Origin of the sequence: Nocardioides sp. LMS-CY (genome assembly GCF_018732145.1) — a bacterium.
GTDB classification, from domain to species: domain Bacteria; phylum Actinomycetota; class Actinomycetes; order Propionibacteriales; family Nocardioidaceae; genus Nocardioides; species Nocardioides soli.
In genome coordinates this window covers 227,492-238,902 of the sequence record NZ_CP076104.1, presented here as the reverse complement: position 1 = coordinate 238,902, position 11,411 = coordinate 227,492, and the positions used below count along the sequence as shown (strand labels likewise).

Annotated in this window: 8 protein-coding genes and 1 pseudogene; 3 read left to right on the top strand and 6 right to left on the bottom strand. The window is 68.4% G+C overall.

What is annotated here, in order from left to right:
* The first annotated feature begins 1 nt into the window (after window position 1).
* Window positions 2–754: an SDR family NAD(P)-dependent oxidoreductase gene (locus tag KM427_RS01170; RefSeq protein ID WP_215525977.1), complete on the top strand. Its 753-nt coding sequence runs from the start codon at window positions 2–4 to the stop codon at window positions 752–754.
* A gap of 99 nt (window positions 755–853) precedes the next feature.
* Here the strand turns inward: KM427_RS01170 and KM427_RS01165 are convergent, their stop codons facing one another.
* Complete coding sequence (locus KM427_RS01165) at window positions 854–1,240, bottom strand: HsmA family protein (RefSeq protein WP_215525976.1); 387 nt, start codon at window positions 1,238–1,240, stop codon at window positions 854–856.
* Between the two features lie 196 nt (window positions 1,241–1,436).
* On the opposite strand from KM427_RS01165, the gene KM427_RS01160 reads away from it, so the two are divergent.
* Window positions 1,437–3,119: a DHA2 family efflux MFS transporter permease subunit gene (locus tag KM427_RS01160; protein ID WP_215525975.1), complete on the top strand. Its 1,683-nt coding sequence runs from the start codon at window positions 1,437–1,439 to the stop codon at window positions 3,117–3,119.
* A 244-nt stretch (window positions 3,120–3,363) separates the two neighbouring features.
* Window positions 3,364–4,587 (top strand): annotated as a pseudogene (locus tag KM427_RS01155) (IS30 family transposase).
* Between the two features lie 589 nt (window positions 4,588–5,176).
* On the opposite strand, the gene KM427_RS01150 reads toward KM427_RS01155, so the two are convergent.
* The 5 genes from KM427_RS01150 to KM427_RS01130 form a co-directional block, all read right to left on the bottom strand.
* Window positions 5,177–5,524, bottom strand: a complete 348-nt coding sequence (locus KM427_RS01150) for a DoxX family protein (protein WP_215525974.1) — start codon at window positions 5,522–5,524, stop codon at window positions 5,177–5,179.
* A 285-nt stretch (window positions 5,525–5,809) separates the two neighbouring features.
* Window positions 5,810–6,421 (bottom strand): DinB family protein, encoded by a 612-nt coding sequence (locus tag KM427_RS01145; RefSeq protein WP_215525973.1) that lies wholly within the window; start codon window positions 6,419–6,421, stop codon window positions 5,810–5,812.
* A gap of 184 nt (window positions 6,422–6,605) precedes the next feature.
* Window positions 6,606–8,810, bottom strand: a complete 2,205-nt coding sequence (locus tag KM427_RS01140) for a transglycosylase domain-containing protein (protein ID WP_215525972.1) — start codon at window positions 8,808–8,810, stop codon at window positions 6,606–6,608.
* Window positions 8,807–10,669 carry a penicillin-binding transpeptidase domain-containing protein gene (locus tag KM427_RS01135; protein WP_215525971.1) on the bottom strand — a complete coding sequence of 621 codons (1,863 nt, stop codon included), beginning with the start codon at window positions 10,667–10,669 and terminating at the stop codon, window positions 8,807–8,809. The genes KM427_RS01140 and KM427_RS01135 overlap by 4 nt, the downstream gene beginning before the upstream one ends.
* A gap of 90 nt (window positions 10,670–10,759) precedes the next feature.
* Complete coding sequence (locus tag KM427_RS01130) at window positions 10,760–11,221, bottom strand: GNAT family N-acetyltransferase (protein WP_215525970.1); 462 nt, start codon at window positions 11,219–11,221, stop codon at window positions 10,760–10,762.
* Window positions 11,222–11,411 lie beyond the last annotated feature (190 nt).

Here is an 11,411-nt window from a genome sequence, read left to right as displayed (position 1 = left end):
CATGCACATGTCACTCGACGGGAAGGTCGCCGTCGTCACCGGAGCCGGCGCCGGTCTGGGTCGCGCGATCGCGTCCAGCTACGCCCGGCGCGGCGCCAGAGTCGTGGTCGCCGACATCGCCGACGACGCCGCGGCGGAGACCGTCCGCCTGATCGCGGCCGACGGCGGTGTCGCCGCCGCCTGCCACGCGGACGTGACCGTGCCCGAGGACTCCGAGCGGCTGGTCGATTTCGCCCGGACGACGTACGGCGGGCTGGACATCGCCTGCAACAACGCCGGCATCGCGCCACCCGCGCACCCGGTCGCGGAGGTGCCGCTCGACGTCTGGCGCCGGACGCTCTCCGTCGACCTGGACGGCGTCTTCCACGGCGTCCAAGCGCAGATCCCGGCGATGCTCGCGCGCGGTGGCGGCGTGATCGTCAACGTGGCCTCGATCCTCGGCCAGGTCGGCTTCCCCGGCCTGGCGCCGTACGTCGCGGCGAAGCACGCGGTCGTGGGCCTGACCCGCCAGATCGCCGTCGACTACGCCGCACAGGGCATCCGCGCGGTCGCGGTCGGGCCTGCGTTCATCAAGACCGGCCTCGAGGCGATCTTCGACGACGAGACCCGCGCCGCCCTCGACGCCGCGCACCCGGTCGGCCGGATGGGCGAGCCGATCGAGGTCGGCGAGGTCGTGGCGTCGATCTCCTCGGACGCCTGGTCCTTCGTGAACGGTGCCTACCTGCCGATCGACGGCGGCTACCTGAGCCGATGAGCGGTGGTCGAGCGCGAGATCGCCGAGACCGTCGAGGCCGTGGTGGAGGGCTGAACGCCGGAACGACGGGCGCGGCCCGCACGTCGGGGCGCCGTCGCCCTAGCCGGCCGTCATCGCTCCGATGGCTCCGGTGACGTAGGGCACCAGCCAGATCGACCACACGACGATGCTGAACCGGTGGAAGCTGGCCTTCTCGGACTCCCGGTCCCGGACCAGGACGACGATCGCCCACAGGAGGTGGATCGCCATCAGTGCGATCGCCAGGCCGCCGGTCCAGATCATGACCGTGTTGAACGCGCTGGTGGGTTCGTCCGACTCGTCCGCGATCCGGCTCATCAGGAGGGTCCCGGCGCCGTCGCACAGCAGGCCGGCGGCGAAGGCGACGGCGTGCCAGGGTTTCAGGATCCCCTGGATGCGCTCGGACCAGACGCCGATCGTGTAGAAGACCAACGCCAGTGTGATGACGACGATCGCGAGCGCGAGCATCTGCCCTCCTCGTCAGTGCCCTGGCTGCCTGCCGGGCACCTGCCGTCCAGCATGGCAGTCAACGGGCGGCAGCACCTCACGGCAGGCACGTCATCGGCCGAAAGGTGGAAGTCGTGGCCGAGCCTCGGACGATCCGATCTGGCAGGGTGGGACCGTTCCGGAGCACACCTTTCCACTCCCGTAGACGGGATGGGGCATGAGTACCGATCCGACCATCCGCCGGACGCACGATCACGGGTCCGAGGCGTCCGAGCTCGAGGTGGACGCTCGGGCTCACGCCAACCGATGGCGTGCCCTCGTGGTGCTGTCGGTGGCCCTGTCGATGGTCGTCATCGACGGCACGATCGTCGCGGTGGCGATCCCGGACATCGTCGCTGACCTGGGTCTGAGCCTGAGCGAGGCGCAGTGGGTGAGCGCGTCGTACGCCGTGGTCCTCGCGGGGCTTCTGCTGTCGGCCGGAAGGCTGGGAGACCGGCTCGGGCGGCGCCGGATGCTGGTGGCGGGCGTGGTCGCCTTCCTCGTCGGCTCCGTGATGTCGGCGGCGGCGGACACCGGGAGTGCACTGATCGGTGGCCGTCTGGTCCAGGGCCTCGGTGCCGCGGCGATCCTGCCCGCGACGCTGTCGACAGTGAACGCCACGTTCCGGGGCAAGGACCGGGCGGCCGCGTTCGGTGTCTGGGGTGCGGTGATCTCCGGCGCGGCGGCGATCGGCCCACTGGCGGGCGGGTGGCTGACCACGTCGTTCACGTGGCCGTGGATATTCCTGGTCAACCTGCCGATCGGTGTGCTCGTCGTGGTCGCGGCCTTCTGGTGGGTCCCGGAGACCCGCATGCGGGTGACGGTGCCCGGCCTGGACGTGGTCGGGCTGCTCCTGTCCGGACTGGGCTTCGGCGCGTTGGTCTTCGGTCTCATCGAGGGCCAGACCCTGGGCTGGTGGGCGCCGAAGGCGGGTCTGGACGTCTTCGGCTGGACATGGTCGAGCTCCGCACCGGTCTCGCCGGTCCCCGTACTGCTCGGGGTCGGCGTCCTGCTGCTGCTCCTGTTCGTGATGTGGGAGCGCCATCGCGCTCACGTGGGTCGCTCCGCGCTGCTCGACCTCGCGTTGTTCCGGCTCCCGACGTTCCGATGGGGCAACGTCGCGGCGACCATGGTCGCGGTGGGCGAGTTCGGCATCATCTTCGTGCTGCCGCTCTTCCTGGTGAACGTGCTGGCTCTCTCCACCATGGGAGCCGGGTTGGTGCTCGCGGCCATGGCGATCGGGGCGTTCCTGTCCGGGGCGTCGGCCCGCCACCTCGCCGCCCGGGTCGGGGCGCCACTCGTGGTGGTGATCGGACTCGTCCTGGAGATCACGGGTGTCGCCGCGGTCGCGCTCGCCGTGTCTCCCACCGTCTCGCCGTGGCTGCTCGCCGCGGTCCTGGTCGTGTACGGCGTCGGGCTGGGCCTGGCCTCCGCGCAGCTGACCAGCACCACGCTTGCACACGTGCCGCCCGCGCAGTCGGGACAAGGCTCCGCCATGCAGTCGACGGTCCGGCAGGTCGGATCCGCCCTCGGCACGGCCCTGGTCGGTGCGGCGCTGGCCGTCGCCCTGGCCTCGACCGTCCCGGCCGCACTCGACGGTCAGGACCTCCCGGACCGTCAGGTCAGCCAACTGGCGAACGCCACCAGCGAGTCCGCGGGCAACGTCATCTCCAGCCTGCGGGACCAGGGCACGCAGGGGCAGTTGGGTGAGCAGGCGCCGGCGGTCGTGGACGCGTTGTCGACCGGGTTCGCCGCCGCCACCCGTGGCGCCCTGTTCGTGGCCGGCGTGTTCCTGCTCCTGGGACTGGCCGCGTCGCTCGCCGTCGTACGCGCCGCACGCCGCAGCAGCAGCGACCCATGATCGCTCGGCGTGCGCCGCGATGCGCAGCCCGAGCGCAGGTGGCCGGAGCGTGAGGCCGGCGTCGCGTTGCCTCCGGTTGACTCCCGTTTCCTCGGGTCCGTGCACCCCGGGGGTGCACCAGCCGGTGTTCAGTGGCCCAGCACTCACTGCTGGACGATGAGCGGTACCGAGGGGCTTCGTCGTACCTGACCTGAGTGTCGTGAAATCTGCCTTGGCCTCAAGGGGTGGTCGCAACACCTGAGTGATGGAGGGGTGTTGCATGCCGCGTGTGCCGTTTGTGGTGCGAGGGGTGTTCTGGGACGGGATTCGTGCCGGGTTGTTGATCGAGGAGGCTGCCGCGGTGGCTGGCGTGTCGACCACCACAGGGCGGTCCTGGGTTCCGTGAGCGTGGGGGCGTGAAGCCACCACCAGCGCCCGCGGGCAGGCCCCGCTGGCTGACGTTCGAAGAGCGCGAGAAGATCGCGGTGCTCCGTGCCGCGAAGATGTCCGGGGCCGAGATCGCCCGAGAGCTTGGCCGGCATCGCGCCACGATCAGCCGCGAGCTGCGCCGCACGCCGCGGGGGCCGAACAACTGGCGCCGTCCGGAGTACCTGGCCTCGGTCGCTCAAGAGCATGCAGACGAGCGCGCCAAGCGGCCCAAGGAGGCGAAGCTGGCCACCAACCTGCGGTTGCGGCGAGAGGTCCAGGCACGGTTGAAGAAGAATCACAGTCCCGAGCAGATCGCTGCCCGGCTGCGTGAGGACTTCCCCGACGATCCGGAGATGTGCCGGAGATGTGGGTGTCGCACGAGACCATCTACCAGTCGCTCTACGTCCAGGGCCGCGGCGGCCTGAAACGAGAGCTGACCAGGCATCTTCGCACCGGTCGGAGCCTGCGCAAGCCGCGGCGGCAGCCCGATGAGCGGCGGGGCCGGATCCCGGGCATGATCAACATCAGTGAGCGCCCGCCCGAGGTCGAGGACCGCGCCGTGCCGGGTGACTGGGAAGGTGATCTGATCCTGGGGTCGACCGAGTCCGGCTCGGCGATCGGAACCCTGGTCGAGCGGGTCACGGGCTTCACGATGCTGCTGCACCTGCCCGGCGACCACACCGCCGAGACGGTCGCGGAGGCGATGGTCGTCAAGATGAGCGGGCTGCCCGATCAGCTGCGCCGCACGCTGACCTGGGACCAGGGCAGCGAGATGGCCAGCCACGTCCAGATCGCCGAGGCCACCGGGCTCGACATCTACTTCTGCGACCCGCATTCGCCCTGGCAGCGGGGCAGCAACGAGAACACCAACGGGCTCCTCCGCCAGTACTTCCCCAAGGGCACCGACCTGTCCCAGTGGGGCCCGGGCTACCTCGACAAAGTCGCCGCCGAGCTCAACAACCGCCCCCGCAAACGACTCGGCTGGCGCACCCCCGCCGAAGCCCTCGACAAACTACTGTCGGACCAGCCAGATCCACCTGCTGTTGCGCCCACCGCCTGAATCCACCGCCGGAATGGGAGCAGCCTGGTCAGGTGCGTCAGTCGCCTTCCGCCAGGAGACGACGGCATGTCAGTCCGTCGCGGCCGCACCTGGAACGCATCGTCACGCAGGGTCGTGTGCCTGACGACGGCCCATGGCAGGGCCAGAGGCACACGGCAGGAGGTTCACACGGCGACAACAGAGCATCGCGGGGCATTTCGGCGCCGCCCGGCCGCACAGAACCTGCCCACGAACGGACGAGGCCCCGGGTCGATGACCCGGGGCCTTGTCTCACTTGCACACGTGCGCGAGGGGGGAGTTGAACCGTAAGCACCCGACGCTCAGTCTCGCGAGAACCGCCGTCCTGAGCGTGGACCCAGGCTCCCGTTGCCTTCGGTTGCCTCCCGTTGTCCCGGGTCCGTGCACCCCAGGGGTGCACCAGCCGATCTTCAGTTGGACCAGCCTGATGACTGGCCATGCCACCCTAGCCACGGGTACGACCGACCAACTACGTCGGGCCGACAGAGCCTGATCCGGCTACCGGGGGTCACGCTCCATCGCTGCGGAACATGTAGAGGCGGAAGCTCGACACCTTTGTCAAAGTCGCGAACTACGATCGAGCAGGCGTTGCAACCTCTCTCCTCGCTGCCAGGTGCGTCGCCGCGACCATCCCTGTAGCTGCGAGGAAGACCATCTGTATCAATGTGCGAGGCATCAACGGCATTGCGTCCGAAGAACCGTTGAGCGCAGCATGGATGTTAGCTGGGAACATCACCACCAGGAGGACGAACAGTCCAGCCGCTGCCCAACCAGACGTGCGGCGCACGAGAAGTCCCGCGGCTCCCAGTAACTCGAGTACGCCCGTCAGCGTGACGAGCAAATCCGGCGCCGGCAGCGCTGGTGGCACCATCTGAACCATTTCATCGCGCATACCGACGAAGTGCGAGACGCCGGTCATGGGAAACATGGCGGCAAGTCCGCCTCGCAGGCAGACCACCCAGGACTTGAGGCATGGCACCCCCAGAGTCCCTAGGATTCGCAAGAGCGTCACTGCGATCGCGAGCACCATCACGGGCGCCATCCGAACCTCCCGGTGGGTTGATCTCGGCCTTGGGAACTGCGCTTTGTTTCCATGCTGTGCTGCATCAATGTCGACGAGCCCGGGCTGCCGTGGCGGTTTGCTGCGCCGGCCTGCCGTGGCCGTGGCAGCGCTAGGCGCTGCTGCCATGAACGCCGGTTGTCATCACCGCCGGTCGGATCCTCGTGAAGAGAGGTTCCGCATTGCCTCAAGCTGCCTCGCGTGGTCGCTGACGTGACCCGGCAGGAAACCAACGACAGCGCCGAGCGTTACCGGTGTTCCGTCGTCCCAGACAGCTGGGATGAGAAGGGCTCGCTCGTCCAATGACTCAATCGCATTCAGCAACTGCTTGTGTGCCTGACCCAACGGCTCTTGGAGCTGGCAGATCGCCTGTCCAGCCCACCGACCGGCGTTGCGGTATGGGTCGAAGTCCGCAAGCACCGCTCCTCTCTGTGCCCGCACCGTCCTCACCCGCCCGGTGAACACTCGGGCGCTCTCGATCAGGTGACCGGTCACTTGGGCGGCGGTCCAAAGAAGTTCGGGCGCGTAGTCGGGGAAGTGGCCGATATCGATCAGCATCTTGCGCGCGGCCACGCCGAGAGCTTCGTCGCCCGACAGGTCCTCGAGGACTCTGGCTACGCGATTCTGCTGGTCGCGCAGCGCCAGTACGATCGTCTCGACCAGCAGTGGACCCGTCGTGTGGCTGGTCTCAACCCTCGTTTCCGCCGCCAGCCCTCCGCGAGGGGCCCGTGTGTCGGCGCGCTGGGGCTTGGTCATGAGTTTCCGTTTCCTCCTTGGTCCTGGTTCGGGCTGGAACGGTCGTTGCAGACGCGTCGCTCGGCGCCCATCCGAAAGCCGCATTCGCGATGGACCAGCGCTGAGCACGGCTCCTGCTTGCTTAGTTGGGCTTGGTAGCAGTCGCTACGTGAGGGGTGGGCGACGCTGAGGAGGGACGATGCGGTCACTCAGACTCAGTCCCGTCTTCGGCGCCTGGCGACCTTTCGTCTCCGCGTCGACTGCGAGGATCTGGTTCGCTCCCACGCGGCGGGGACACGCCGTCTTGATCATTCGTGGTCGGCATGTAAGGCGTCTCGATGCCGAAGCCGGGCACGCCACTGGATGGCATGAAATCGACAGCGTCTAACCCGTCGTCGATGACCTGCATGGCGTCACCCCAGATCGGAGCGGCGTACGCCGTAGCGGATGCGCCGTAGACCGGCTCACCTCCGACCACGGTCCCGTCGAGCAATATAGGGGTGCCCTCCTCGTTGGCGCCGGCGATCATCGCAGCCGCGGACACCTGTGGGGTGTATCCGACGAACCACACGGAAAGGCCTTCGTTATTGCCGGTCTTTCCCGCAGCCGGTTGGTCAAGAGCCTGTGCCTGCACGAGCCCGCCCGGTTCGAGCACTCCGCGCAGGACGTCGTTGACGGCGTCGGCGGTGGCTGCACGCAGTACTCGTTCGCACTCCGGGTCGTACTCCAGCAGGGTGTTTCCACGCGAGTCCTGGAGCGTATTGACGGGTCGGGAGGAGCAGTGCACGCCGCGTGCGGCGAACGTCGCGTACGCCTCGGCCATCTCCAGCGGGCTGGCGTTGGCGACACCGAGCGGGAAGATCGGCACCCGCTCCGGTTGCGTGTTGCCGTCTCCGTCCGGAGCAGTCAATCGCACCCCCATCCGCCGTGCGAGCTCGAACGGCGCGCAGACGCCGGTCTCCTGCTCCAACCGCAGGAAGAAGGTGTTGATAGAGCGGCGCGTTCCCGTGTACAGGTTCTCGCGTCCCGAGGAGGGCACCGCGTCGTTGCTGACGGAGAAGCTGCCGCTGAACGGCGGGGCGCCTGGGCAGTTCTCGTAGTCGGCCTGATCGAAGACCGCCTCGTTCGGAGTCTGGAACGTGGTGTCCAGCGCGATGCCCTGTTCGATGGCGGCGGCGAGGACGAACGCCTTGAACGTCGAGCCGGCCTGGAAGCCAGCGGAGTCGCCATACTCGGCGGGAACCACGTAGTTGAGGAACGTCTGGCCCGCGGACCGGTCCGGACCCATGGGCCGGGACTGTGCCAGCGCACGCACCTCCCCGGTGCCTGGCTCGGTGATCGCCAGCGCGCCAATCGCGCGGTCGGTCGGGTCCGTCCGGCCGGCGACCGCCGAGTCGGCAGCGCGCTGCCATCCCAGATCGGCGGTGGCGCGGATGGTGAGCCCACCGGTGCGGACCAGGTGTATACGCTCCTCGCGGGTTGGGCCGAGCCGTTGATCGGCGTACAGATACTGCAGTACGTAGTCGCAGAAGAACGGCGCGGCGCTGTCGACGCACCCGTTGGGGGTGGGACGTGGGTCAAGTCCAAGTGGCCGCTTCTTGACCTGGGCAGCGCGGTTCCGGGAGAAGGCCCCTAGGCTCGCCATCCGGTCGAGCACGACGTCGCGGCGGGCGCGCGCCCGGGCCGGGTGATTGGTCGGGTCGTATGCCGAGGGGTTCTGGACCAGCCCGGCCAACGTGGAAGCCTGGTTGAGGTTGAGGCTCTTGGCGTCCACGCCGTAGTAGTGCTCGGCTGCGGCCTCGATGCCGTATGTACCGTCACCGAAGTACACGGTGTTGAGGTAGCGCTCGAGTATCCAGTCCTTGGAGTACTCCTGCTCGAGTCCGATGGCGTACGTGAGTTCGCGCAGCTTCCGCGCGAAGGACTCCTCTGTCGCGGCACGCCGCTCAACCGGGCTGCCGGCCTGGTTGGCCAGGGTCTGCTTGACGAGCTGCTGGCTGATGGAGGAGCCGCCCTGCACGACTCCGCCAGCGGCTGCGTTGTTGAGGAGAGCGCGCAGAGTGGCTCGCAGGTCGAGGGCGCCGTGCTGGTAGAAGCGGTGGTCCTCGATCGCCAGCACCGCCTTGACTGCGGTGCGCGAAATCCGGCGGAGCGGGACCACGACCCGGTTCTGCTCGAACACGGTCGCCAGCACCGCCCCGTGACGGTCGAGGATCCGGCTACGCTGCGGCAGCGGCTCGACATGAAGCGAACGAGGCAGGTCATCGACCTTCTCGGCCACCTCGCGCGTCGCGAGTCCGGTGACCGCGGCCATCGGAAGCACCAGCCCAGCCATGAGGACGCCCAGCACCACGGACACGATCCCCATCCCGGCCAGGTGCGCGACGACGGATTGCAGTCGCGCACTCACTGCAAGAACGCCTCGAGGATGGGGCCAGCGGTTCCGGATCCGGACTGGCCGGTCTCCACGAAGACAGCCACCGCGAGGTCACCGTGGGTCGCGATCATCCAGGCGTGGGTGGCGAGCGACCCGTCCGGTCCCGGCGTTCCGTACTCGGCGGTACCGGTCTTGCCTCCCACCTCCCCGGGAATGTCCGCCAGGAACGTGCCCGACCCCTCGCTGACGACCGCTCGCATCAATCCACGAAGTGTCTCGCTTTCCCCATCCGTCAACGGGACCTCGGGCTTGTGCGGATTCACCGAGTGGTCCGGCAGGAGGGTAGGCACCACCGTGCGGCCGGCCTCGACTGATGCGGCGACGGCGGCCATCGCCATCGGGCTGGCGAGGACCTTGCCCTGACCGATGAGTGACGCCGCGTGCTCGGTCTCACCCGAAGCGGCCGGGACCTGTCCGAAGTACGCGGGAAAGCCCAAATCGTGGTCGACGCCCAACCCCAATGCGGCGGCGGCCTGCGCCAGATCCTTGCTCTCCAACTGGTCGCGTGCGGCGATCAGGGCCGTGTTGCAGGAATGGGCGATGGCCGAGGTGAACGTGATGTCGCCGACCTCGCTGACGGGGTAGTCGTCGTAGTTCTCGAACCATCTGCCGTCGACCTCGACGGTGTCGGTACAGGAGAGAACGTCGTCGGGCTCGACGCCGGCACGCAGGAGCGCCAGGGCGGTGACGATCTTGAACGTGGATCCCGGCGCGTACTGACCCGCGGTCGCGACGTTGAGGCCCCCGTTGCCGGGGCCGTTGGCGGCAGCGAGGATCTGGCCGTCTGAGGGGCGGACGGCGACGAGTGCGGATCGCGGTCCTTCCTCGCCCAAGGTCGCCAGTGCCTCCTCGGCCCGTATCTGCAGGTCGGGATCGATGGTCGTGGACAGGTCGCGGCCGCGGTCCGCCGCGACCCGGAAGAGCCGCCGACGCTGTCCGTCCGCACCTACCGCGACCACCTCGATCCCGCTTTCGCCCGCGAGCTGGTCCTCGTACCGCGCCTGCAGACCCGACGTGCCCACGACGTCCCCGGCCTCGATCTCTCCGCCGGACTCCTCGATGATCTCCGCCGTGGCAGGTCCGACCCGTCCAAAGAGCTCGGCGGCGAAGTCACGGGTCGGGGCCAGCGGCATCTCATCTTCGAGTGCCGCCGCCCCCGGAATCTCCGCATAGTGCGGATCGATGGACTCACGGGCGTCCTCGACACGGACGACGAGCGCCTCGACGAACGCTTCGGGACCGGCGGCTCGCACCTTCGAGACGTAGGCGGCGACATCGATGTCGAGCGCTTCCGCGATCCGCTGGGCGCTGGCGACGACCTGTCTCGGCTTCACCTTCGTCTTGTCCAGGCCGTAGCGGAGTACGGGACGTTCGGTCACCAGCGGCACACCGCCCTGGCCGAGGAACCGTCCGCGCGCGCCGTCCAGGGTGAACAACCCGAGGCGATCGCCGTCCTGGAGACTGGGCTCGAGCGCGCTCGGGGCCCAATCGACCTCCCACCTGTTGCCGTCGTCGACCAGCTGGACCGTGCTCGTGTAGCGCCACGCCTTCCGCGGGAACGACCAGTCCCACTGCAGGGTGACCTCGGCGTCGGCATCCCCGGCATCGACCTCGGCCACGGTGACGTCCACCGTCTCGTCATCCAAGGGCGCCACGAGTTGCGCGTACCGGTCGCGGTCGCTGTCCCGCGTCAGGGGGATGTCGGCCAACGAGTGTGCACTCATGGCATCGGCCAGGTCCTGGGCCAGCGCCTCCGCATCGTTCTGACCCAGCAGCGCGCAACTGGTGCAGGCGAGCAGGCTAACCAGGCCCAAGCTCAATCGTCGAAGCATGGGCGCAATGTTGGGAACACCCACGGCGAGAGTCAAAGACTATAATGCAATGGTAGCGATACGGAATGAATATCGCCGTGGATGCCCAGGTCAGACCCGGCGCTCGAACCAGACCTGGTCGTGCAGTGGAATACCGTCGACCGTCAGACCAGGCGGATAACCGTTCGCCTCGGTGAAGACGTCTCGGACCACATCGGTCATGCGGAATCCGCAGCGCTGGTAGAACCGCAGAAGGCCGACGTCGGCGGTGCCAGTGGCCAGCACCAGCCTGGACACTCCACTCCGTGTCGCCTCAGAGACGGCGCGCTCCAGCAGCGCCCGGCCCACACCCCGCCCACGGTAGGACTCCGCGACAGCCATGTTGGTGACCTCGCAGACTTCGGCGTCCCGGCGCACCAGCTGTACGTGGCCGGCCACCGTGCCGTCCGCCGCACGGGCTACCCACACCCGGCCGGAGTCGATGTAGGCGTCGAGGAGATCGACGGAGTCGTCGGCGATGCGAAAAGACCAGTACAGGTCTCGGTGTGCCCCGGGGTACTCCTCGATGGTCATGCTCATAGGCACCTCTCGCTGCGGTCGGACGCAACGACGCTACCGGCGGCGTCGCCCGACAGCGACCACCTAATCGATGTGCGCCTCACCCGCTGGCACCGTTAGGGTGTCCGCCATGTCGAGCCCTGAGGCGTCCACTGCGGGGGCGACGGTCACCCCGTCAGCCCCGTTGACCAGCTGAACTGCAGCT

Coding starts and splice junctions, on each gene's coding strand:
- KM427_RS01160 (WP_215525975.1), top strand. CDS start 1,437: ATGAGTACCGATCCGACCATCCGCCGGACGCACGATCACGGGTCCGAG.
- KM427_RS01150 (WP_215525974.1), bottom strand. CDS start 5,524: ATGACCGGCGTCTCGCACTTCGTCGGTATGCGCGATGAAATGGTTCAG.
- KM427_RS01165 (WP_215525976.1), bottom strand. CDS start 1,240: ATGCTCGCGCTCGCGATCGTCGTCATCACACTGGCGTTGGTCTTCTAC.
- KM427_RS01145 (WP_215525973.1), bottom strand. CDS start 6,421: ATGACCAAGCCCCAGCGCGCCGACACACGGGCCCCTCGCGGAGGGCTG.
- KM427_RS01135 (WP_215525971.1), bottom strand. CDS start 10,669: ATGCTTCGACGATTGAGCTTGGGCCTGGTTAGCCTGCTCGCCTGCACC.
- KM427_RS01170 (WP_215525977.1), top strand. CDS start 2: ATGCACATGTCACTCGACGGGAAGGTCGCCGTCGTCACCGGAGCCGGC.
- KM427_RS01130 (WP_215525970.1), bottom strand. CDS start 11,221: ATGACCATCGAGGAGTACCCCGGGGCACACCGAGACCTGTACTGGTCT.